The sequence below is a fragment of the Marinobacter sp. B-12 genome, from assembly GCF_056857915.1.
The window spans coordinates 35,900-59,286 of the sequence record NZ_JBSXOB010000052.1; the positions used below are offsets into that span (position 1 = coordinate 35,900).

Consider the following 23,387-nt stretch of genomic DNA (forward strand, 5'->3'; position numbering starts at 1 on the left):
GACGAACCCGATATTCTGTTTTCACCGTATCAGGCGACGAAATCCCTCATTCAGGAAACCCGGATGGATATTAGCGATATGCGCCGCGACTTCGAAAGCGAAGGCCTTGAGCGCGACGCCCTTGATGACAACCCCGTCAGACAATTCCAGGCCTGGTTCGAGGATGCCCGTGAGGCCGGCATTCTGGAGCCCAATGCCATGTCACTGGCCACCTCAGGCGGAGATGGTATGCCTGACATACGAACCGTACTGTTGAAATACTTCGACGACGCCGGCTTCGTGTTCTATACCAACTACGGCAGCCGCAAGGCCCACGAGCTGGCAGAAAACCCAAAAGCCGCCCTGCTTTTCCCCTGGATCGGGCTGAACCGCCAGGTGCGGATTCAGGGCCATGTGGAAAAGGTCAGCAAATCCGAATCCCTGAGGTACTTCACCTCTCGCCCTCGGGGCAGCCAGATTGGCGCCTGGGTGTCGGAACAGAGCAGGGCGATCAACTCCCGCGGTCTGCTGGAACAGAAAGTGGCGGAGATGAAGCGCCGGTTCAAGGACGGAGCGATCCCGCTACCGGATTTCTGGGGCGGCTACCGCGTGGTACCGGAACGGATCGAATTCTGGCAGGGACGGCCAAGCCGCCTGCACGACCGCTTCGAATACGTCAGACAAGACGATGGCTGGCACATCGACCGTCTACAGCCGTAATCCGCACGGCTTCACCAACCTCAGGCGAACAGGCAGGACTATGGACAATCAACAACGCTGCCCCTGGTGTGGCGATGACCCGCTCTACGTTCACTACCATGACACCGTATGGGGCCGGCCCGAATACAACGACCTGGCGCTGTTTGAAAAATTGTGTCTGGACGGCCAGCAGGCGGGCCTGAGCTGGATAACCATACTCAAGAAACAGGACAACTACCGCGCCGCCTACGATCATTTTGACCCTGAACGGATCGCCCATTATGACGAGGCCAAAGTCGAGTCCTTGTTGCAGGACACGGGCATCGTCCGTAACCGCCTGAAAGTCGAGTCCATCATTCGCAACGCGCGGGGCTATCTGGAGCTGCAGGATCAGGGCCACTCTTTCAGTGACTTCCTGTGGTCGTTTGTCGGTGGAGAGCCTATCCAGAATCACTGGCAGCGCTTTGCCGACGTACCGGTTTACACGCCCGAGGCCGAAGCCATGTCCAAAGCCTTGAAAAAGAGCGGTTTCAACTTTGTGGGGCCCACCATCGTGTATGCCTTTATGCAGGCCACGGGCATGGTCAATGACCACCTCGTTCAGTGCCCCCAACACGCCGCCTGCCGCGCGCTCGCCGATCATATCTGACCACTAGTTCCGCGGCGTTGCTCGGTTGGACTGATCTCAAACGATCCGTTGCTCGTAAGTCCGTGGGTAGCACATCATCCCCGCGTTTTACGATGAGAGTCATACGGTGAGAATAACCCTGGAAGAACTCAGGCAGTCGACCAACCCGGCCATTCAAATGGTGGGTATTATGGAGCCTGACGCTATTGAACCAGTAAAGAGTCAGGTTCAGGGGAAACACTCGTGATTGCCGTTGCCAGACTGGCGATCGTCGTGGGCGTTGGCGGCCTCCTGCCGTTCCTTGCCGCCATTCTCGGGCTTTTTGCGTTGCCTGAACACAGCGTGGCCATCTCCAGCTACTTCTACCTCTACAGCGCAGGCATTCTGGCCTTTATGGCGGGCATCTATTGGCCACTGGCCATGCAGCTTGAGAACCGCTGCTACCCTATTTCTCCCCTGGTAACCATGTTGTTGAGCCAGGTGTTCTTCATCACCGCCGGCATTGGTCTGCTGTTGCCTATTGCCGCTCAGATTGTGGTTTACACACTGGCCTATGTCGCGCTCTACGTCGTCGACGCCCGCTGGATGAGAGGCTATTGGCCGGACTGGTATCTGAAATTGCGGCTGGCACTGACGGCTGTCGTGCTGGTATGTCAGGTCGCGGCAGGCGTCTGGTTCGTGATGGCTCAGGGCTGAGCAGGCCGAAGCCCGCTCCGGACACTAACCCCGAACCTCCTCATTAGGGTCGACAAATCGGCCCTGCAACTTTTTCAGGGCACTTTTCTCTATCTGTCGCACTCGCTCCCGACTTATTCCCAGATCATCGGAGATGACCTGCAGAGTTTCCGGTTCTGGGAGCCCCAGGCCGTAACGCCTGGCCAGGACATCCTTTTCCCGCGAACTCAGTTCCGCCAAGAGAGTGGCCAGTGTCCGCTTGCGGTCACGCTGGGCCATGTCGTGGTCCGGCGCGGACTGATCGTCTGCACTGAGACTGTCACCCAGCGTAATGCTACCCTCCGTGCTCACCGGCAGATCCACCGACACTTCCATACTAGCCAGCGCCCGCAGTTCACCAATGCGGGACGGCGACACCTCAATCTCCCGCGCCAGTTCAGTCTGCGACGGCGTGCGGCCTAATGTCTGGTACAGCACCAGGGATTTTTTCTGCAACAAGCGGATTTCATCGACCACGTTTTCAGGGGTATGCACAAGCCGGGTTCCGCGCTTCATGCACCGCTTCACCTCTTCGCTGATCCACCAGTAGGCATAGGTCGAGAAACGAAAACCCTTGGTAGGATCAAACCGCTCCACGGCCTTGATCAGCCCCACATTGGCATCCTGAATGACATCCGGCATGGGAATGCCGCGGTTGGCGTAGCGCCTTGCGATATGCACCGCAAGCCGGAGGTTACTGCGAATCAGCCGCTGACGACTTGAGGTGGCAAGATGGTAGGCACGACGACACCGCGTCGAAAAAGCACAGGCGTCGCCCAAGCTTCCAACCACTTTTCGGAATGTCTGAGGGGTATCTTCCGGCAAGGCCAGCTCGGCAGATATGATCCGATAGCAGAAGGTCAGGCGCCGTGAAAGTCGGCGCTCGCCCTCATTGGTGAGCAATTCGTAACGGGACGCATCCCTGAAGTACAGCCCCACCAGGGATTCCATTTCGCCGGAATGGGCTATGGTCGGAGACGGCCCCGGGCTCTGAACATCAGTCATGGCACAGGTTCCGATCGCGAATTTCCATAGGATACGCGCGGAAAAACGCCATGGATCCCCCTGCACAGAGGAACCCGAAGCCGATAACGGCAATTACGGACAGAGTTATACCTGTTCGGATCAGGCCGCGACGATCGCGTACTCGTGGTTATGGGGTTCGATCAGAATGCCGTGGAGCGCCACAATGGTCTTCTCATAGGCATCCTCATCCACCACGAACTGGATGTCCACCTGCCGCATACACTGGTGCAGGGCCAGAACGCTGATGTCCTCGTCCGCCAGGGCCTTGACTGACCGAGCCAGGATGCCCGATACCTTGATATCACTGCCAATGGCAGACACGATCGCCACCTTGCGAGTGCTGATTTCGGCGTTGGGAAACTCGTCTTTCAATGCCCTGACCACCCGTTTAACGTGTTTGAGCGTGCTGTCCACGTAGTGGGTAATGGTGTTGGCGTTGGTGTCCTTCGATACGAAGCGCACCTTGAAGCGACCAAGCACTTCCAGAATGCGACGATCGGAACCGGGCTCACCCTGCATGTCCTGGTCGAACACCTCAATGGCAAACACGCCTTTGTTACCGGCGATAATTTCCACCTGCGGCTTTTCACTGACGTAGTCGCCGGTGATCAGCGTACCGGTGTGCTCCGGCTCGAAGGTGTTCATCACCCGCAGCGGAATTTCGTTCTGACGCATGCCCTTGCCAGCGCGCGGGTGGATGGCTTCCATACCAAGGTTCGCCAACTGGTCGGCAACGTCATAGTTGGTGCGCCCCAGGGGCACGACCTTGTCCGCACCGACAATGTTGGGGTCCGCGGAGCTGAGGTGGTATTCCTTGTGGATGATCGCTTCGCGGGCGTTGGTGATCACCGCAACCCGGCTGAAGGTCATCTCGCTGTAGCCCCGGTCGAAGGTGCGCATCAGGCCTTCCTTGCACTGGGCGTACCCCGTCACGATCGGTAGCTCACGGCTCAGATCAACGGCATCAAACGCCTGCTTGAGCTTTTCATCCAGCGGCAACAGTTCATTGTCGCGCCACCCGGTCAGGTCCACAAACCGTGCGTTGATGCCTTCCTGCTGAAGCTTCAGGGCAGTGTTGAAAGCACTGTGGGCCTCACCAATGCCGGCCAGCATTTCACGGACCGTCAGCAGATGCTCCTCAAGCTGGAACTGCCCGTAGGAACACAGACGCTGCAGATCAATCAGGCAGCCGCGAACGCCTTCGATGCGGTCGGTGATGAACTGGTCCGCCTGCTGCTTGAGCATCGGGTCCGGGAACAGCTCGCCATTGATGTCGGTCAGGAACTGGATCAGTTTGGTGAGGTCATCGCCCCAGGCCCAGTCGGACTCGGCATCGGCAAACAGGGCATAAACGCCCGGCTCACCGGTTTTCTTGTGCTCCAGCAGTTCGTCGGTGACACCGCCATAAGCGGAAACCACGAAGATGCGCTGATAGAGATCGTCCTGTTCGCGCCCGCCGAGAATGATGTTGTCGCGCACCGCCTCGTAATTGCTCATGGAGGTGCCGCCAATTTTCTCTACGGTGTGTTGTTCGCTAGTCATAGTGTTACCGTCGTTATCCTGCAGAATGAGTTTTGGGGAATGGCGAGCGTCTCAGGACGCCTTGCTCATTCCTTCCTGCATGATTTCGTCCACGCTTTGACCAAGAAGTTTAGCACCTTTGCGCAGATCATCCTCGCTGGTGGTCAGCGGCATCAGGCATTTGATCACTTCGTCATTGGGGCCGCTGGTTTCAATAATCAGGCCCTTCTCAAAAGCCCGACCGGTGATCTTGTCCGTCACTTCGGCGTGGGTGGCTTCAATGCCACGCATCATGCCCCGGCCTTTCATCTTGAACTCGCCCGGGTACTTGTCACAGATTGCCTGCAGCCCTTCAGCCAGTACCTGGGTCTTGGCTTTCACTTCATTGGCAAAGGCATCGTCTTTCCAGTAGGTCTCAACCGCAGCGCGGGCGGTTACAAAGGCCATGTTGTTGCCCCGGAAGGTGCCGTTGTGCTCACCCGGCCCCCAGACATCAAGCTCCGGTTTGAACAGCACCAGTGCCATCGGAAGACCGTAACCACTCAACGACTTGGACACCGTCACAATATCCGGCTTGATGCCCGCAAATTCGAAGCTGAAGAACTCGCCGGTACGGCCGTTGCCTGCCTGAATATCATCGACAATCAGCAGAATGTCGTGCTTCTTGCACAACTTATCGAGGCCTTGCAGCCATTCGGCACGGGCGGCGTTCAATCCGCCTTCGCCCTGGACCGCCTCAACGATGACCGCTGCCGGCAGCTCAAAACCGGAGGAGCCGTCGGACAGCACCTTGTCCATGATTTCCAGGGTATCTACGTTCTCACCCAGGTAGCCGTCGTAGAACATGAAGTCCACATTGCCCAGCGGGGTGCCAACACCACCACGATGGTGCTTGTTGCCTGTGGCCGCGACCGCGCCCATGGTGACGCCGTGGAAGCCGTTGGTGAAGGACACGATGCCATTACGGCCTTTCACCTTGCGAGCCAGTTTCAGGGCCGCTTCCACACAGTTGGTGCCGGTAGGGCCGGTAAACTGCATTTTGTAGTCCAGGCCACGGGGGTCCAGAATGTGCTTCTTGTACGACTCGATGAAATCGTGCTTGGCGGTGGTAAACATATCCAGGCCCTGGCTGACACCATCGCTTTCAATGTACTCGAGCAGCGCTTTCTTGAGAATGTCGTTGTTGTGGCCATAGTTCAGTGACCCGGCGCCGGCCAGGAAGTCCAGGTATTCCTTGCCATCTTCGGTGAACAGGTGCGCGTTCTTGGCACGGTTAAAAATCACCGGAAAGGCACGGGAATAAACGCGTACTTCGGATTCGGTCGACTTGAAAAGTTCCATTGTCTTGCCTCTTAGCATGTCAGGTTCGAGGTAACTGTGCGGTAGCACGTTGGTTGAAGCCGTTGTGACAGATTCACCTCAGCAATCTGTCGGCTAGCCCAAACAGGGGTATCGGTCGTTCAGGAAGGCTGCTACGCCGCCTTTGTGAAAGGCCCGATGCGGAGCAGGAACTCGGAGTCGTGCTTGCCGCCAAAGTGGGTGTCTTTCTCAAAGTGCTCGTGGTAGGTCAGTTCAGCACCCATGTCACGGGCAAAGGACCGGAACAGCGCCCAGGAAGCCTCATTGTCTTCGGTGATGGTGGTTTCCATGTGGGTCACGGCTTTGCACGCGTCCCTGGCCACAATCGCCTTCAGCATCCGCTTGGCGAGGCCCTGCCCACGACCTTTCTCGTGAACGGCCACCTGCCAGACAAAAACGGTTTCGGGCTGTTGGGGGGGAATATATCCGGAAATAAAGCCGACCAGATCGCCGTCTATCTCCGCGGCCACGCCGGTTTCGGCAAAGTGGCTGCACTGCAGGAGGTTGCAGTAAATTGAGTTGGGGTCCAGCGGGGGACACTGTGCCACCAACTGGTGAAGCCTGTAGCCATCATCCTTGACCGGCGTGCGGAGGGTGATGGCGGTGGTATTCGAGCCTTCTGATGTCATAACGTGATCGATTCGCCTCAAAAAGTTAGCGTTAAATTATATAGACCACAAAATATATTTCAAGTCGGCGCTCCGGAGCCGCCAGCCCCGATGACTACCTCTCACCTTTAGAATAGACATAATTACATCAACCGCCAGTGACAAATTCGTTACCCCATTGAGGACCCCATAGAGGCCCCTATAGAGGGGAACGTAATGTCGTCTGCGGTTATCGAAGTCCCTCCAACGATCCGGTCCCGGTACGACACAGCGGCCGCCGAACCAGCCGGCCAAAGCCGGTCGAACTGCGCCAACCAGCTGTCGACATCATAGGCCACGGGCAGCAGTGAGACACTCAAGCTCTGGCGCTCAAGACCGACAACCGGCTCAACCACGGGGCTCGCCAGACCAATCCGGGTAATCAGCCCACGGGGGTCCTGCAACAGGTTCCCCATTCCGGCCGACCCGTTGTTGGCAACCACACAACTTCGCTCGCTCATCATGCCCGACCACAACACTGGCAGGCAGGTGTGGGTGGAGACAATCACATCAGCGCCGCTGGCGCGGAACCACTCCGCCAGCTTCACCTCGTTACCAGCCACAAAGGATTCATGGGCCAACCCCCAACCGGCGAGGGATTCCGGATCTCCGTGAATCACCAAAACCTTTAGGCCTCCAAATAACAGGCAGCGATAACGGGGCAAAAAGGATAACCGCGCCTGAATATCGGAATGCCCTCCGGCCACCCCTTGCAACCGCTCCATGATGGCGTTGGAACGTGCTACGACGCCCTCATCCACGAAGTCTGGATAGGCACAGCCGCAGCCAGCGCCGTCATTGGGGTTGGCCAACTCATAATCCACGTTACCCAGGCTGACAGTGTGCTCCAGCACCCGATTGTTGATCTCACGGAACAGCCCGTCGGTGGCGTTAAACCAGTTAAAATCGCCGTTGAACACCAGCGTCACCCGGCGGCCCTGGCGCTCCTCTGCCAGTGCCATTCGCTCAATTTCGTCCAGAGCGTATGGGTTGCCATAGAGGCCGCCGACGATATACACCACGTCCCCTGACACCGACTCCGGTTCAGCGCACAGGGAAGCAGGATCGTAACGGTACGCCAGCGGACAACTTCGGCCCTCGGTCATGACACCACCTCCTAAACTTCACCGGCCGCCAGTGAGCGCCCGGCAAGCCGGCGGACGACCAGCGGCATAAAGAAGCCAGCGGTACAGATCAGGAAACCATAGGCGTTTACACCCAGCAGCATGGCATACTTGCCGTCACCGATGGCCCAGCTGGCGGGAATCAGCCCCGTTGCCAGCAACACGCCCAAGCCCAGGCCGGTCCAGAAGCTGAGATGGAAGCTCCAGGGCGACCAGCGGGTAAACCCGTAAAACAGGAACACCGGTGCCAGCCCCATCACCATGGTGCCGGAAATGGTGGTGGCCTTAAGAATGTCGGTGCCGGCAAACATCGGCAGGTTGCCCAACAGCGCGAACACAATCATGATCACCGCGCCCACGCGAACACTCGGCAACCGGTCTTTTGCCCGCTTCGCCAGCCGTGGCAGATCCACCGCCAGGGATTTGGCCAGTGAACTGAACGTGGAATCCAGCGTGGAGCCGGCGGAGGTCATCATCACCACACTCATGAAGAAGAGCGCAGCCAACCCAAGCGATTGCCCGACAGCCGCGGGTGCATTACCCATGGCTTCAATACCATTGAGCCGTGCGTGAACACCGACAAGACTGAAGATAAACACCGCCACAAAGCCCAGCAGTCCGGCCACCACGAAGCTCTTCAGCATGGTTTTTTCCTTGTTCACAAAGCCGCGGTCGGTTAGCACCGGGTCGTGGAAGGGGTAGCTGAACATCTGCAACAGCGCGACCAGCAACAGGTCAAAGCCGGCATTGAGTTTGAACTCACCGTCGGTGAGCAGAGCACTGGTATCATTGGCCGGCACAATCAGGAACAGCACCGCGCCGACAAAGAACACAAACACGAACGCCTGGATCACATCCGTGAAGATCGACGACCGCAGGCCGCCTTTCAGGCTGTAGGCGAGGGTAAAGACAGTAAACAACATCGCCGCAGAGTAATACTCCCACTCACCCGGCAGCCCGAAATAGCCGCCCACCACGGCGGTGTTACTCCATACTTCGTTGTACAGACGGATCAGGATCGCCGCCGCAAACGCCAGACTGGCCAGCCGACCAAAGCGCGACGTAAGGAAGTCCTGCAGGCTGCGGGCCCCGGTCTGGGTCCGAATCAAATAGATGATGTAGCCGGCCACGGGAATCGACAGCCAGTAACTGGCGTAAGCCAGGCCGCCGGTAACACCGTAAGCCGCACCAAGATTGGCGGCGTTGGTCACCGACTTGGCAAAGATCCAACTGATGAAAATACTCGCCGTCAGCGACCACTGACTTACCGGGTTACCCTGATCATCCGCCCCTTTATAGAACGAGTTGGGGTTTTTGCTCTTCGGCGACAGCACATACATCACCACGCCATAAACCACCAAAAACCCCCAAAACAGGGTCGCTTCCGTAAAGTTCATTGTCTGTCTTTTCCTCGTTATTTGTTTTAATCCAACGACTTGCAGTGACTCAACCGCGGTCTGGGGGTGGTGTTTTATCTCCGCCAGGAAAAAGGTGTCTGAGCAAAGCGAGTTCTTTTTCCCAAGGAGATAAAACACCACCCCCAGACCGCCAACTCCAAGCAACCAGTCTTAAAAAAGTCACCCAGGCGCCGAACAACTAGCCCCAAACCGGTAACAGGCAAAACACCGGTGATGCCGCAACATAATCCGCTCATCCATGCTCTCCGCCAGCGTCCCGCCAAGGTCATACTGCGGATCATCATCCACCAACGTACAGGCATACACCCGCACCCGGTCATCCCGCTTCACCAGCATGCGCGTATAAGTGCACATGAAGTGCGACCGCGCCTCTTTGGTGGGATACTTCTCCATGCAGGTTTCGGTAATCTCCGGACTGCCGTCCTCTGAGCCGGGCGTTCCCAGGTCAGGGAAGGCGGTAAATGCCAGCGTTTCAGGAATGCCCCAGTCCCGCAGAATCTCGCGGAAAGCCGCTTCCACATTCGCTGGAATCTCATCCGCGTCTGTCTGGCGAGCGATGGACACCTCAAACCCCTGATCCACCAGCCAGCGGATGCCTTCAAGTGCCTTGTCAAAGCTGCCCTCGCCCCGGTCCACGTCATGGCGGGCCCGGTCAGGAAAGTCCAGACTGACGCGGAAATGGATCGGATAGGGGTTGTCCAGCAAAGGCAGCACCTGATGGCGGCGTTTGAGCAGCGGGTCGGTGGCATTGGTTAGCACGAAACAGGGACGGTGCTGGCTGGCGTAATCGAGGATATTGATGAAATCCTTGATCACGAAAGGCTCACCGCCGGTGAAGGAGAACTGCTCCACACCCATACCCAAGGCTTCGTGAATAAAGGGTTTCACGTCACTCAACTTCATGCCCGGAATGCGGCCATCGCCGGGGTGTGACCCTTCCAGGCAAAACGGGCAGGCCAGGTTGCAGGCGGTGCCGGTATGAATCCACAGTTCCTTGAGCTTGTCGGAATCAATGTAGCCGCGCGGGTCGCCGTTGCGGGTGTGGGTCCAGCTGTCGCGGGCCCTCGGTTCCAGCACTTCCACGGCGGGAATACGTCTTTCGGCGGTTTCGGTCAGGGGCATAGCTGCTCCGTGTTGACGATGAATCTATGGGTGCCAAGAAAAGGTGCAGGCCCTATAACACCTGCACATTTTCTGTTTTACGTTGTGACTTCCCGGCCGGCCTTGTCGCCGGTCTGTTTGCCACGGCGCCAGCCGTGAAGTTTCTCAAGCAGTTTGAGAATGCCCTGGGGTGCGTGTTCACGCTTCCACTCTCCAGCGGCATATTTTGCTGATTCGTTCCAGGTCGGGTAGGGGTGGATAGTGCCCAGAATTTTGTTCAGGCCCAGGCCGTGCTTCATGGCCAGGGTGAACTCGGCCAGTATCTCGCCAGCGTGCATGCCTACCACCACGGCCCCCAGTATCTTGTCCTTACCCGGCTGGGTGAGCACTTTGATGAAGCCGTAATCTTCGCTCTCAGCGATGGCACGATCCAGGTCGTCCAGGCCATAGCGGGTAACCTCATAAGCCACGCCTTTCTCCTTTGCTTCGGCCTCACTGAGCCCAACTCTGGCCACTTCCGGCGACGTGAAGGTCACCCACGGCATCACCCGGTAATCGACCTGAAAACGCTTGAACTGACCGAACAGGCCATTCACCGCCGCATACCAGGCCTGGTGGGCAGCCGCGTGGGTAAACTGGTAAGGGCCCGCCACATCACCACAGGCAAACACGTTGGGGAAGCGCATGCTCATGTCTTCTTCCACCGGAACCGTGCCATTGGGCAGCGTTTCCACGCCAATGTTTTCCAGTCCCAGCCCCTTGGTATTCGCGGCGCGGCCAACCGCAACCAGAACCTGATCAAACGCAATCCTGACACGCTCACCGTTGTATTCGCAGTAAGCCACCTTCTCTCCATCCTCGACGGCAAACTCTTTGGCGGCGTGCCCCAGTCTCAGGTCAATACCATCCTGCACAAACTGCTTCTTCACTACCTCCGAAACATCGCTGTCTTCCTTCATCAACAGTCGGTCAGCCATTTCCACCTGGATCACCTTGCTGCCCAGTCGCGCAAAAGCGTGGGCCAATTCGGAACCAATAGGCCCGCCACCGAGTACCAGTAAGCGCTCCGGCTGGGCATCCAGAGACCACAGGTTGTCGGAGGTCAACGGCTCCATGTCGGCCAGCCCGGGAATAGGCGGCACCGCCGGGCGCCCACCTGTAGCCACCACAATACTGCGAGCGGTCAAACGCTCCGTACGGCCGTCGTTGTGGGCCACCTCCAACTCCCAGGGAGATACGAAGCTGGCGGTACCGGAGATGCACTCAACACCCAGTTTGCGATAACGCTCAGGCGAGTCGTGGGGCTCCACCTTTGCGATCACGTCTTTCACGCGGGCCATGATGTTGGCGAACGAGCCTTTTACCGGTACCGATTCCAGACCATAACGATTGGCGTGGCGCATGGTGTCCGCGGCCTTGGCGCTACGGATCAGCGCTTTGGACGGCACACAACCGGTATTCAGGCAGTCGCCACCCATTTTGTCTTTCTCGATCAGTGCAACCTTGGCTTTTACCGCGGCTGCAATGTACGACGATACCAGGCCGGCGGAGCCGCCACCGATCACCAGCATGTTGTAGTCAAATGACTCGGGCTTCTGCCAGCCGGCATACACCCGGCGCTTGCGAATAAAACCGACAATGAATTTGGCAATCAGAGGAAATACACCCAGCAGTGCGAACGAGAGCAAAATGTTCGCCGACACAATATCGCTGGTGGACTCGATGGTGGATAACTGGGTGCCGGCGTTCACATACACAAAGGTGCCGGGCAACATCGCCGCCCAGCTGACCAGTGCATAGGTTTTGAGCTTCATGGCCGTCAGACCCATGGCCAGGTTGATCAGGAAAAACGGGAATACCGGAACCAGGCGCAAGGTGGCGAGATAGAACGCACCGTCTTTTTTGATGCCACGGTCCATCTTTGCGACGGTTTCCGCGTACTTCTCCCGCAAGGTATCCCGCATCAGGAACCTGGCCACCAGGAACGCTAGAGAGGCGCCGATGGTCGACGCAATGGACACGGCAACCAGTCCATAGACATTGCCGAAAAAGGCGCCGCCGGCCAGCGTCATGATAGCCGCACCGGGCAACGACAGGGCCGTCACCACCACATAAACCGCCGCAAAACCAAGTACCGCCACCAACAGATTCTGGCTGATCCACTGTTCAATGGCAGACTGGTGCTTCTGCAGGTTTTCCAGAGTCAGTATATCGTGGCCACCAAAACTGACAAACAGCGCAACCACGATACCAATGACCAGAAGCAGGACGAGCTTTTTGGTGTTCATAGATTAATCCATAGGTTAAGAATGAAAACGGTTGCTCTGAAGACACGACACGACGCTGGATGTTACAGCGACTTCAATCTAAACTTTTTTGAGCGGTTACTCATTAGTGCCGGAACTAATAGTCGCGCATATGGACATACGATTGTCCAGGCAGTTCCAGAAGTCCAATAACATCTTTATAACAAGGCTCTAACGCAGGTGTCCTGGAGTATACGGAATGGGAACCGCAACACATCACCCTGACGAAGACATCCTCATCAATGGCCTGAAGTCGGGAAACCAGGGCGCTTTTCGCGAGGCTGTGCGTTTATACACCCCCGGAATGATGGCCGTCGCCCGCTTTTACCTTGATCACGCCTCGGCGGAGGAAATTGTCCAGGATTGTTGGGTGACGGTTATCGATGCAATTCAGACATTCGAGGGCCGTTCCGGCCTGAAGACATGGCTGCACCGTATCGTGGCAAACCGGGCCAAGAATCATCTGCGGAAGGCGAAGCGGGAAGTGAACGCGGATTTCTCGGAAGCGCTGGACCCGGACCTCGCCGCCCGCTTTGCGCCAAATGGACGCTGGGCCACACCGCCGAGCCTGAAATCCAACGAGTCCGCCCAGGCGCTGATGGAGAACGGCGCGCTGAGTGACTGCCTCGATCAACACCTGTCCGCACTGCCGGAAACACAGCGATCAGCATTGATGCTTTACGAAGCCCATCAGCACAAATCCGACGACGTGTGTAACATTCTGGATGTCAGCGCCTCTAACCTGCGCGTGCTCCTGCATCGGGCACGGCAGAAAATATTTCTGATGGTCGAGACATTTCAGGAGACAGGCGAATGTTAATGTGCCGGGACCTGGCTCGCATCGCCAGTGACTACATTGACGGCGAATTGGGCACCAGTAAGGTGATGTCTGTAAAGATGCACCTTCTGATGTGCGGTCGCTGCCGCAGCTTCATCGGCAGCTTACGGGCCAGCATAGAGCTTATGAGCGCCCACTCGAGCCAGCAGCTGGACGAAGATCTGGTGCGCCGGATCGACGAGCGCGTCAGTGAGTCGCTCAATGCCCGGAACTCCGGGGGCACCAAACCTGAGTGATCATTCAGATTCGTTCTAAAGTGCCATTGCTGGCACTGTATTTACCGGATCAAATGGAAATGAAGCGAACACTCATGCCAAAACGAGGTCTCCGGCAATGATCAAAGTCAGCGTGCTGTACCCCAAAAGTGAAAACACCCACTTCGACATCAACTACTACCGCGACACCCACATGCCACTGGTCCGCCAAAAGCTGGGCAGTGCCTGTAAACGCACAGCCATCGAATCCGGCATTGCCGGCGGGGCACCGGGGGAAGCCCCTGCTTTCATCGCCATGGGGCACCTGTACTTCGATTCAGTCAGTGAGTTCGAGACGGCCTTTGGTCCACACGCCGAAGAGATACTGGGAGATATTCCCAACTTCACCAATGCCCAGCCCACAGTGCAGATCAGCGAAGTTATTGAGTAACCCTACCTCAAAGACTTTCATCTGCCTCGAAAATCTGTGTCTCGGGATGAAAGGTATACCAGGCAAACCAGAACGCTCTGGTAGCGGGAATGAGCGTACCTGACTCGTCCCGCAGCTCTGCAGAAGGTACGTCGGCATCAAAGTGAATGCTGACCTTTTTACCTCCGATTCGGTCTTCAAGCACTCCGTCCCCATGCTCGGCAAGCTCTGGAAAAGGCCAGGCCTTACTTACACCATCATGGGTCCAACCCAATACCCAGGTTTTCGGGTGATATTTCCGGCTGGTGCTGGATACCGGGAAGTACAGTCGTTCAGAGTGGTCGTAATCCCCGTAGGGTGACTGGCGATAATTCCGGCGATGTCCGGTATCGGTGGAGAGCACTCTGCCATCATCTCCCACGCGCTGTCGCCACTTATGCCAGAGCTCATGGCGGATGGCGATCGGCTCCAACGTTGTGCCCGCGAGGGGGCCGGAAATGGCACGCCCCTCGATCTGAGACCAGAGCGATTCAGTCTGGTGATCGTACATCAGCAGGTCGCTGTTATAGAGCAGGCCTGAAACGCCGAAGGTCAGATCACGCCCGTCCACTTCCGGATCAAATGCCATACCGGTACCACATAAGGGGCAGAAAGTGATGAGAACGGCCTCTCCGTTTGCTTCGTGGTTAACGATCTCATGCCAGTTCAGAATACCTATCGGAAAAGCGTATCGCGCCTGCTCCTGGTCATAGGTCATGACCAGGTCGCTCTCCCGCCACGGCAGCGCCCCGTCAGCAGGCTCAAACTTTGGGTTGTCAATGGAGGGGATTCCGTCGCGGGGCGGCCCGCCCTGTTGCTACTCCGGCTCGGCGTTTTTGTTGTTTTTCTGTTCTGGACCCTGGATAAACTGGTTCAACCCGAGCACGCCGTTAAGGTGTTCGCCTCTTTCTACGGGCTTGGTGGCCTTGGCGAAACGGCCTTCTACATCATTGGCATTGCGCAACTCGTACTGATTCTGCTGTTTGTGGCGGGCCTGCTGAAAACCTGGACCTACGGCGCGATCCTGATCTTCCACGGTGTTTCTACGCTGTCCGCTTTCGCGAAGTACCTGCAGCCCTTTGATAATCTTCTGTTTTTTGCGGCCTGGCCCATGCTCGCGGCCTGTGCGGCGCTGTTTCTGCTTCGCGATTACGATACCCTTACGCTGTCCAGGCAACCGGTTCCCACCACAGCGTAGAACAGACCTTCGGCGCTGTAACAGTTACCCCGGTTGCTTGTCTTGAGTATCAAACCCGCGCTCTAACGAACAACAATCGGGGTAACCGATGCTACTGAACTGGCTATCACGGCGCCTGGCCGCCTATCTTTCGAAACAGGTCACCGAGCAGTCGGTGCGCACATGCGCCTGGGAGGCTCTGGAAAGGGTGATTCAGCCCGGTGATGTCCTGCTGGTGGAGGGAAACACCCGAATCAGTGTGGCTATCAAATACCTGACCCAGTCAACCTGGTCACATGCCGCTTTATACCTGGGGCCGGATGCAGGACTTGGAGCCGCAGACAATGGCGAGCCGCATGTTTTGGTCGAGGCGGATCTTGAGGAAGGCATTCGCCCACTTTCACTCTCGTTTTACCGCAACACCCATACCCGTATCTGTCGCCCGGTCGGGCTCAGTGACCACGACATCAGCAAGCTGATTGACTACTCGACAAGCCGGCTCGGCCATCAGTACGACCTGAAAAACGTCTGGGATCTGGCACGCTATCTTTTCCCGACGCCACCGGTACCGTCCCGTTACCGACGTTCACTGCTGGCCCTTGGCAGCAGTGACCCCACGCGGGCGATCTGCTCTACGTTCATTGCCGAGGGATTCCAGTCGCTCCGGTACCCGATATTACCGGTAAGCCTGTCCGAATCAGAGGACGATCTGGTTTGCGCCGCCCAGAAGCGCGAGTACTTCCGGATTCGCCATCACTCTCTGTTCGCACCCCGGGATTTCGACGCTTCCCCCTATTTCGACGTCATCAAACCCACTTTGGAGCAGGGGTTTGATTACCGGAAATTCCAGTGGGCGGAGTAAACCCGCCCATTCAGCTGTATTCGAAATTTGTTTCGCCCCGAAAACCCTGAAAATCCGGTTTGCCCAGCAAAAAGCCCTGCAGTTCATCGCAACCAGCCAGCGCCAGCCAGCTTGCCTGCGCCTCGGTTTCGACACCTTCGGCGATAACAGCACAGCCCATATTGTGAGCCATGGCAATAATGGTTTTACAAAGAGCCTCATCCTGCTCGTTATCAGGCAAACCTGTTACGAAAGTACGGTCGATCTTGATGCGAGATACCGGCAATGCCTTGAGGTACGCCAACGATGAATAACCGGTGCCAAAATCATCCACCGCCAGAGCGAGGCCCAATTCGCGGAAGCGTTTCAGGGTAGCCATGGCGCACTTAACATCCTCCATCAATGCGGTTTCGGTAATTTCCAATTCCAGTTGTCGAGCCGTGACGCCATAACACTGCAGCAGAGCCGAAATCCGGTCGGCGAAATCCTGATCGTGCAGCTGCAACGCGGACACGTTCACCGCAATACGCCCCGTAAATCCCTGGCCGATCCAGCCTTTCAAGGTAACAACAGCCTGCTCCAGGACCCATTCCCCGATTCTGACGATAAGCCCGGTTTCCTCCGCCAGCGGAATGAACTCCGCCGGTGATACCGGGCCATGCACGGGGTGATACCAGCGAAGGAGCGCCTCATAGCCAGTGCACCGTCTCAGTCGGTCAAACTGGGGCTGGTAATACAGTTGAAACTGCTGATTCTGGATCGCCACTTTCAGGCTGTGGATCATCTCCTGCCTGCGTAGGACCTGCTCTCCGAACTCCGACGCAAAGAACTGTATCCGTTGGCTCGGTGACTTTTTTGCCCGATGCATGGCAATTTCCGCATGACTGAGCAGGGTTCTGGCGTCCTGGCCGTCCAATTGCCTGACAGCCACCCCTGCACTGACCTCGCATTCATAGGTTTTCCCGCTCACCGGAACCGACCTCTCACACGCTTCTATGATCGAGGATATCCGGGCTTCGATACTCTCGGCCGGGGCTCGGCCAGCCTCTCCAACCAGCAACCCGAATACATCACCTCCCAGCCGGGCCACATGGCCATGATCGGCGATGTAACCTGCGATCCGCCGGGCTATCTCCTGCAACACACGGTCACCGGTGTCATGGCCGGCCAGGCCGTTAAGCGCCTGGAAATCATTCAACCCAAGAACCAGAACGGCTTCTTTGCGAGGGGCATCATGGCGGGCTTGATCAAAGTAGCGGTCCAGCTGCTCCTCGAAGAGACTGCGGTTGGCAAGGCCGGTCAGTTGATCGTATAAGGTGCGGATCTCCAGTTCCTGCTCCGTTCTCCGGAGGCTGCGGGTTCGCTCATCCAGCAATTGGTCAAGCTCCCGGTTCAGCAACCGAAGCCGTGCAAGATAAGAGGCACTCTGTTTCAGCATGCTATTGAAGGCACCTTCCACCTCGCCGAATTCATCACAACGCCCGGCGGGCATAAGGTACCTCAGAGGGTGTTCGGCATCATCACCGGCACGGGAAATACGCGCTCTGAGTTTCAGCAACGGAGACAGCATCATTCGATCGACCACAAACATGGTGACAACCGTGACAAAAACCGCAATCAGTAGTGACAGGCCTAGGATGCGAAAGACAAACGCAACCAGTTCAGAGGGCACATCACTGACATCCACCCGCCCCAGAACCTGGTAATCCGACAGCATCGGATCAGAGCCCCAGGAAAGATCAATCGTTCCCCTCGGCGTTCTTGGTGCGGCCCGTAATACCCCGTCGGCAGGCTGTGGCGACTCAATGGCCTCTCCCGCCCCATATCCGACACCCTCTCTGCGCAGGGAAACCCCAACCAGCGGACTACTCGCTATCAGGGTTTCAAGTGCTGCAGGGCTTATCTCACGGCTACCGATATGTTTAAGGAATGTGATGATCGCCTGACTGGCAATATCTACCCGCTCACTCAGCAGATCCTCCTCATAATTGCGATAGGACGGTATGAGAATGGCCACCTCAATGGCGAGAATGGCGACGAAGGCCGCCACTGTGAGATTTCGGCACAAACGGCAGCCCGCCAGCTGTCTGGCCCACTCCTGGAAAGAGCGCTTTGAAGGCGGTTGATTCACTACAGCTAATTCTTCGCTGATCCTTTCCGTTTCTGGTCCCACAACCGGTTTCATAGGCCCCTCGCCGTTTCTCTGTGTTTCCAGAGAGACACTCAAAACGCAGATTGATTACAAAAAAGGGTGGGGTTTTGGCCCCACCCAGGATCGACAGCAGACTCACTGATGCAAAGCGACGTTATTGCTTGTCGATGAATTTCTTTTGCTCCACTCGTGAGTATTCGGTCAACGCAGCCAACTCTTCAGACCCCCATTCCAGAGGCTCAGCCGCCATCGGCGCCACCATGCAAATCTGGACCATTTCATCCAGATACACCATATCCATGCCGAAATCACGTTGGCCCATGGCCACAACGTGGGGATACTCGTTTTTGAACGTCGGGTTGTAGAGCCCTCCGTTTACATGACAGGTGGCACAGGCAAGACCGTTGGAGGACAGGTTGGTGTCGTTGAACAACTTCTCACCCTGGGCTCTCAGATCGGCTACATTGCCCTGATAGGGCGTGTAATCTTCAGGCCGACGAACCGCCTTCTTGAGACTGGCGGATACACCTTCAGCCTCGCCTTCCGCTTCTCCCTCAGCCTCTCCTTCCGCTTCGCCTTTAGCGCGACCCTCCGCTTCTCCTTCGGCACGGCCCTCGGCTTCGCCTTCTCCTTTGGCAGAACCTTCTGCCTCACCTTTAGCCTCTCCTTCTGCTTCACCCTGCGCGGCTTCAGCGGATGGGACCAGCCCGAAAGGCGCGCCAGAGCCAGCACTGAAACCGGCTACTGCCACCACCGTCATCATGGGAACGGACACCATGAGGTTCCGGGATAGTTTGCGTAAGAGCGCCTTTCGATGTTCGTTGGTAGACATATCAGTAACCTCTCGTGGTGTTGTTTTTTGCGCTCGGATTCAAGCGCTTCTGGCCATGTCCGACGTCTGCCTTTGCAGGTAGCGCAAGGTCGAGGGATGGACTCCGAAGTCGCCACCAACGTCCACACCGGCCTGCTCGGCAAGCATTCCGATAATGGCCATGTGGTGAATGGTGTGGCTGGCCAGAAACACCAGTTCACGATCCACGCTGGTGGTTACCACCTGCCTCTGGCCGTCACTGTTGTGCAACATTGCAAGCTCGGCGGCATACTTTGTGCCAAACCTGTTGCGCAACGTCTCCAGAATGTCTGAAAGACGGTTGCCTGCGGTCTGGCGGTCTGTTTCCAGCAACAGGTCCCTGTTTCGGTTTTCATAGTCAAGCAATACCCCGGGGGACGCGGTCGCCGCCAACAGGGCACTGTAATGATCAATGATGTGACGGACGTGCTTGCCAATCACATGTTGCTTCCTGTGACCAAAACGTTGCCGGTAGAGGTTTCCGGGCAAGGCTTCCAACAGGTCGACAAGCTGCCCGATGGCGTGGGCACTCTCTTCAACAACATCATTCACGACCCGACGTCTGTCTGAAACTGGCTGTGTCATGGTAGTCATCCGTTGTCTATTGGTCGGTTGATTTCTGGAAGCGACCGTGTGGGCACAGGCGCTACCCGTGCCCACCCGACCAGCGGCTCAGCTCTCGGCTTCTCCTTCGGCCTCACCCTCTGCTTCGCCTTCTCCCTCTGCTTCACCTTCACCTTCACCTTCACCTTCGGCCTTGCCTTCCGCTTCGCCTTCGCCGTAGCCTTTCTTCCCGGCTTCACCCTCAGCTTCCGCCTCTCCGGCGGCAAGCATCAGGTAACCCGGTTCTGCCGTAACATCAGCGGCTGAGACGTTGAACGCCGAGGCACCCATAACAACTGCGATTACGGGGCCGGTGTAGGCCATGCCCCGGGCAAGCTTGCCGAGCAGTCTGTGTCTCTGTGTTTCTCTGGACATGATGTGTCCCCTCTGGTTGTAACGTGACTGCCAGGTTTCGTACCCGGCCTTTCTATACCCGGAGCCGAAGAGCGCATGGGCTCAACGGCTCCCGGATGCCTGTTGCGGCGCCTTCTCAGAACACCGCCCGGACAGCGCCGCAGCAGCGGCCTCCAGATTATTCATATCCACCAGATAGCGTTCGCAGCTTTCCAGCCAGACCGCCAGCCTGGTGAAACCTTCCGTATTCAATGGCAGACCGCCTTCCGAACAACAGCAGGGAATCAGATGCCTGAGTGCGTCGTTCACGGTCATGGCCTGTAACCCGGCTTTGTGCGGAAGTGACTCTTCCGTGGGCACAAGCACCGCGAATACCTGACCGGTGTTGCCGGTCAGGCCCGATTGCGCGGGCACAAACACGCCCTCCCGGCCGATGTCCTGAAGCGGCAATCCCAGCCCCTCAACGCGATACTCGTCCGAAGCCGGCAGCAGCGCCCCGCGGCCAGAATCAACACGCCAGTGAGCAGACAGCGCCAGGGTGAACGCGTCACGCAGGGCCGGCTCGCAATGGCCGACCATAAACAGCGGGGCAGACTGGCCAGGGCCAACGAGCAGGCCGGCGTCAACGGCGATGTCATCACGCCTGGCGGCGTGCGTTGCCAGGCAGTTGGCAAGCGCAGCAGCGACCGCTGAAAGCGGCAACCGGGAATGGATCACCTGGCCATCGAGAATCAACGTGAAGCCTGGCGTATCGCGGACAATTTCGAGCCGGGGGAGCGAGTCCCTACCCGCCTCATCGGAAACAGCCATCGGTTCAAGCAGGTTTTCGATCCGATTGACCAGCGGTGCGCTGTCGGTAAAGAACCGGGCCCGGAAGCGACCGCAGGACAGCACCATCGACATCATGGCGGACGTCTCCGGGAACGGTGGCCGGAGGGCTTCCGGAGTAGCCCGGGCCGCCGATTGCCCCTCCGACTGAATCAGAAACCGATTGTTGACCCAGTCGGCCAGCGTGTTCCAGACATCGTTGCGGATCGCCCAGGCATCCGGGGCGGCAGGCATGCTTTTGGCGGCGGAATCGACCAGTGCAGACGCGATGTCGTCTGGCCCGGCGCCCTCGGTGGCCATCAGCCAGATCAGCGAAGCGGTCTCATTCAGGCTGCTCAGATGGCCCAGGCGGGTGTCATAGAGATAGACCTGATCTTCACTGAAGGTGTCCTCAGCCGACCAGCGCTCAAGCTGAGGCTGTTGCAGGGGACGGTCCAACAGCGCCTGTGCGACAACCCAATCCGAAAGCCGTGGCAAGGCCATAAACGGGAGGTATGCCGACGGATTCACCCCCGGTACCAGATTCCTGAAGCCACCGCTGCGGGCCAACTCGCCCTGCGCTTCCCTCACCAGTCGCTCAACCATTGTGCATGCGGAATCCTCGTCGGCCGGGCGATTCAGACCCACCAGTTCAACCATGTCGGCAACCAGGGCACCCTTGATGGACTCCTCGATGTCGCCCCCACTTTCCGGGCCAGCACACACCTCAAGGGAAGGGCTCAGATTGCATTCGAGAACCCAGGGTTTAAGACTGTCATCAATAAGACAGTCAATGCCCATGAGTTCGTAACAGCCACGGGTGTCGGCACCGATGACCCGGGAACGTTCACGCATGGGTTCAAGCGCTGCCAGACAGGTCAGGGCAACCATGTCCTCGACTTTGGCAAACAGAGCCTCATCGTCATGGCCCTGCTCCCTCAGCCAGGCCCGGTAACGGTCAAAATCGACGAACTCCACCGGCACTTCGGCGTCCAGGTTCAGGGCATTGACGTCGGGGTTGGTCAGATAGCTGTAGGGGTTATCGGCGTTCTCTTCGTCGTAGGGTGCCGAGGCCAGCTTGGCGAACCCCTGGCGATAGAGGTAAACGCGAAACGGTGAAACCGAAGACACCAGCACGTAGAGACGCAGGACGTATTTCCTGCCGTGCATAGTGTGGGGGTTCTCGAGGTACTCCTGAACCATCCACGACGACTCCATGGGCACCTCGGCCGGGTCACCGACCAAACGAATACCTTTGCCACGGGCGGCGTTCTTGGGCTTGAGTATCCAGCGCTTGCCCGGATTCTCCAGCGCCGCTTCCTGGAAGGCATGGTAATCCTCGGGCATGGAGAAAACCCGCGGCACAAATTCCAGGCGGTCTGTCAGATGTCTGCTGCCCTTCTCCTGCCGTTGCACCCGTTCCCGCAGATCCATCAGGCTGCGGTATAGCCGGCTCTTGACGGTAAGGGCAGCGTTGCCGGGGATGTGGTTAATCTTTTTCTTCGGCCCTACGCCGGCGAAATAGTGAGGGTCCGGCATGCCGGTATACCAGCAGGCGTCCCACTGTTCGGGGCCATCCGCTTTCTGCCACAGGGACTTGTCGAGATAGTGCTCAAAGAACCGGTCCTGCTCGTAAGACCGGTTTCCACCCATCCAATAGTGCCGAGTCATCTTGTTGCGCTCTCCGTTCCGGTAACTCACTGCCCAAAAATTCCGAGGGCCCTGTTTACTGACGTTTCACCGATATCGACACATGAGGATTGCAACTGTTACAACAAAACAGGAACTATCTGATCAATTTTCCGGGGTCGCGTGATCTTTGTGACCGGCCCTGTAACAATGGGCGTTCCGATCTGTCCCTGATTCATTATTTCTGGCTGTAGACGAGCGCACTGGATGACACTGAGAATCGCCATCGTTGTTGTGGTAATTGCGGCCCTGGCAGGCGCCTGGTGGCTGCTACAGATACTGGGAATACCTGCGAACCTGTCTCCGGACACCCTTTCACAATGGCTGAAAAGCCAGGGGGCTGCCGGCCCACTGCTGCTGATGCTGTTGATGACGATGGCTGTTGTGGTCGGCCCCATTCCCACGCTTCCCGTCAGTGCAACCGCAGGTCTGGCGTTTGGCATAGTTGCAGGAACAGCCATCGCCGCAACCGGTGCGCTGCTGGGCGCCATGGTGGCGTTCTGGATTGCCCGTTGCCTCGGGCGTGAGGTGATCTGCAAACATTTCCCGGACAACCCCGTGTTTGCACGGGATGGGTCGCAACGCTTTCTGACCATTGCCATCCTGCTGACCCGGCTGATACCCGTTTTCTCGTTCGCCCTGATCAGTTATGCCGCCGGCGTTACCGCAATACGCGCCTGGCGCTTTGCCATCGCCACCTTCGTTGGCATGCTGCCAATGACAGTGGTGTTTGCGGGCCTGGGGAACACGTTCACGTTGAATCCGGCACTTACCGTAGCTGCGGGCCTGGCTATCCTGACGGTGATGGTATGGTTGCCGTGGTCCATCAGCCGACACCCCCGCTCGCAACTGGCACGCTGGCTTCAACTTAACCAATAACAACAAAGGGAC

General features: G+C 57.6%; 23 protein-coding genes. 9 read left to right on the forward strand and 14 right to left on the reverse strand.

From position 1 onward, the window contains the following. Window positions 1-63 precede the first annotated feature (63 nt). The 3 genes from pdxH (at window position 64) to AC13D2_RS09580 (ending at window position 2,002) form a co-directional block, all read left to right on the forward strand. The gene (gene pdxH / locus AC13D2_RS09570; RefSeq protein ID WP_292047107.1) at window positions 64-699 is read left to right on the forward strand and encodes a pyridoxamine 5'-phosphate oxidase; all 636 of its coding nucleotides are present in this window, start codon (window positions 64-66) and stop codon (window positions 697-699) included. A 40-nt stretch (window positions 700-739) separates the two neighbouring features. Next, complete coding sequence (locus AC13D2_RS09575) at window positions 740-1,327, forward strand: DNA-3-methyladenine glycosylase I (RefSeq protein WP_292047105.1); 588 nt, start codon at window positions 740-742, stop codon at window positions 1,325-1,327. A 222-nt stretch (window positions 1,328-1,549) separates the two neighbouring features. Further along, window positions 1,550-2,002, forward strand: a complete 453-nt coding sequence (locus AC13D2_RS09580; protein WP_292047102.1) for a DUF3429 domain-containing protein — start codon at window positions 1,550-1,552, stop codon at window positions 2,000-2,002. A 24-nt stretch (window positions 2,003-2,026) separates the two neighbouring features. Here the strand turns inward: AC13D2_RS09580 and AC13D2_RS09585 are convergent, their stop codons facing one another. The 8 genes from AC13D2_RS09585 to AC13D2_RS09620 all read right to left on the reverse strand — a co-directional run bounded on the left by AC13D2_RS09585 (window position 2,027) and on the right by AC13D2_RS09620 (window position 12,504). Further along, the gene (locus tag AC13D2_RS09585) at window positions 2,027-3,025 is read right to left on the reverse strand and encodes a sigma-70 family RNA polymerase sigma factor (RefSeq protein WP_300498678.1); all 999 of its coding nucleotides are present in this window, start codon (window positions 3,023-3,025) and stop codon (window positions 2,027-2,029) included. A gap of 120 nt (window positions 3,026-3,145) precedes the next feature. Further along, window positions 3,146-4,588 carry an aspartate kinase gene (locus AC13D2_RS09590; RefSeq protein WP_300498677.1) on the reverse strand — a complete coding sequence of 481 codons (1,443 nt, stop codon included), beginning with the start codon at window positions 4,586-4,588 and terminating at the stop codon, window positions 3,146-3,148. Window positions 4,589-4,639: 51 nt separating this feature from the next. Then, on the reverse strand, window positions 4,640-5,908 hold the full coding sequence (gene ectB / locus AC13D2_RS09595) for a diaminobutyrate--2-oxoglutarate transaminase (RefSeq protein WP_300498676.1): 1,269 nt from the start codon (window positions 5,906-5,908) through the stop codon (window positions 4,640-4,642). A gap of 131 nt (window positions 5,909-6,039) precedes the next feature. After that, window positions 6,040-6,555, reverse strand: a complete 516-nt coding sequence (gene ectA, locus AC13D2_RS09600; protein ID WP_300498674.1) for a diaminobutyrate acetyltransferase — start codon at window positions 6,553-6,555, stop codon at window positions 6,040-6,042. A gap of 149 nt (window positions 6,556-6,704) precedes the next feature. After that, a complete protein-coding gene (locus AC13D2_RS09605; protein WP_292047094.1) occupies window positions 6,705-7,679 on the reverse strand; it encodes a metallophosphoesterase family protein in 975 nt (324 codons plus the stop codon). Window positions 7,680-7,690: 11 nt separating this feature from the next. Next, a complete protein-coding gene (locus AC13D2_RS09610; protein ID WP_292047092.1) occupies window positions 7,691-9,094 on the reverse strand; it encodes a sodium:solute symporter family transporter in 1,404 nt (467 codons plus the stop codon). 180 nt (window positions 9,095-9,274) lie between these two features. Beyond that, on the reverse strand, window positions 9,275-10,237 hold the full coding sequence (locus AC13D2_RS09615) for a radical SAM protein (protein ID WP_421911777.1): 963 nt from the start codon (window positions 10,235-10,237) through the stop codon (window positions 9,275-9,277). Window positions 10,238-10,314: 77 nt separating this feature from the next. Next, a complete protein-coding gene (locus AC13D2_RS09620; protein WP_420390083.1) occupies window positions 10,315-12,504 on the reverse strand; it encodes an FAD-dependent oxidoreductase in 2,190 nt (729 codons plus the stop codon). Between the two features lie 217 nt (window positions 12,505-12,721). On the opposite strand from AC13D2_RS09620, the gene AC13D2_RS09625 reads away from it, so the two are divergent. The 3 genes from AC13D2_RS09625 to AC13D2_RS09635 all read left to right on the forward strand — a co-directional run bounded on the left by AC13D2_RS09625 (window position 12,722) and on the right by AC13D2_RS09635 (window position 14,005). Then, window positions 12,722-13,342, forward strand: coding sequence for an RNA polymerase sigma factor (locus AC13D2_RS09625; protein ID WP_292047087.1), 621 nt, complete (start codon window positions 12,722-12,724; stop codon window positions 13,340-13,342). Next, window positions 13,336-13,596 carry a zf-HC2 domain-containing protein gene (locus AC13D2_RS09630; protein WP_300499592.1) on the forward strand — a complete coding sequence of 87 codons (261 nt, stop codon included), beginning with the start codon at window positions 13,336-13,338 and terminating at the stop codon, window positions 13,594-13,596. The genes AC13D2_RS09625 and AC13D2_RS09630 overlap by 7 nt, the downstream gene beginning before the upstream one ends. Window positions 13,597-13,693: 97 nt before the next feature. Further along, window positions 13,694-14,005, forward strand: a complete 312-nt coding sequence (locus AC13D2_RS09635; RefSeq protein ID WP_300499595.1) for an EthD family reductase — start codon at window positions 13,694-13,696, stop codon at window positions 14,003-14,005. A gap of 7 nt (window positions 14,006-14,012) precedes the next feature. Here AC13D2_RS09635 and AC13D2_RS09640 read toward each other — a convergent pair whose 3' ends face one another. Next, on the reverse strand, window positions 14,013-14,813 hold the full coding sequence (locus tag AC13D2_RS09640) for a DUF3179 domain-containing protein (RefSeq protein WP_482938567.1): 801 nt from the start codon (window positions 14,811-14,813) through the stop codon (window positions 14,013-14,015). A 24-nt stretch (window positions 14,814-14,837) separates the two neighbouring features. On the opposite strand from AC13D2_RS09640, the gene AC13D2_RS09645 reads away from it, so the two are divergent. Both AC13D2_RS09645 and AC13D2_RS09650 read left to right on the forward strand, forming a co-directional pair. Beyond that, window positions 14,838-15,221 (forward strand): hypothetical protein, encoded by a 384-nt coding sequence (locus AC13D2_RS09645; RefSeq protein ID WP_292047083.1) that lies wholly within the window; start codon window positions 14,838-14,840, stop codon window positions 15,219-15,221. A gap of 88 nt (window positions 15,222-15,309) precedes the next feature. Next, the gene (locus AC13D2_RS09650) at window positions 15,310-16,062 is read left to right on the forward strand and encodes a YiiX/YebB-like N1pC/P60 family cysteine hydrolase (RefSeq protein WP_292047080.1); all 753 of its coding nucleotides are present in this window, start codon (window positions 15,310-15,312) and stop codon (window positions 16,060-16,062) included. A 10-nt stretch (window positions 16,063-16,072) separates the two neighbouring features. Here the strand turns inward: AC13D2_RS09650 and AC13D2_RS09655 are convergent, their stop codons facing one another. The 5 genes from AC13D2_RS09655 to AC13D2_RS09675 form a co-directional block, all read right to left on the reverse strand. Continuing rightward, on the reverse strand, window positions 16,073-18,172 hold the full coding sequence (locus AC13D2_RS09655) for a putative bifunctional diguanylate cyclase/phosphodiesterase (protein WP_482938546.1): 2,100 nt from the start codon (window positions 18,170-18,172) through the stop codon (window positions 16,073-16,075). A 175-nt stretch (window positions 18,173-18,347) separates the two neighbouring features. Further along, window positions 18,348-19,025, reverse strand: a complete 678-nt coding sequence (locus tag AC13D2_RS09660; RefSeq protein WP_482938547.1) for a hypothetical protein — start codon at window positions 19,023-19,025, stop codon at window positions 18,348-18,350. Between the two features lie 39 nt (window positions 19,026-19,064). Beyond that, window positions 19,065-19,628 carry a DinB family protein gene (locus AC13D2_RS09665; RefSeq protein ID WP_292047074.1) on the reverse strand — a complete coding sequence of 188 codons (564 nt, stop codon included), beginning with the start codon at window positions 19,626-19,628 and terminating at the stop codon, window positions 19,065-19,067. Between the two features lie 87 nt (window positions 19,629-19,715). After that, window positions 19,716-20,021: a hypothetical protein gene (locus AC13D2_RS09670; RefSeq protein ID WP_420390076.1), complete on the reverse strand. Its 306-nt coding sequence runs from the start codon at window positions 20,019-20,021 to the stop codon at window positions 19,716-19,718. Window positions 20,022-20,102: 81 nt separating this feature from the next. Continuing rightward, the gene (locus AC13D2_RS09675) at window positions 20,103-22,478 is read right to left on the reverse strand and encodes an amylase (RefSeq protein WP_482938548.1); all 2,376 of its coding nucleotides are present in this window, start codon (window positions 22,476-22,478) and stop codon (window positions 20,103-20,105) included. A gap of 225 nt (window positions 22,479-22,703) precedes the next feature. On the opposite strand from AC13D2_RS09675, the gene AC13D2_RS09680 reads away from it, so the two are divergent. Continuing rightward, a complete protein-coding gene (locus AC13D2_RS09680) occupies window positions 22,704-23,375 on the forward strand; it encodes a TVP38/TMEM64 family protein (RefSeq protein WP_292047068.1) in 672 nt (223 codons plus the stop codon). The last annotated feature ends 12 nt before the right edge of the window (window positions 23,376-23,387 follow it).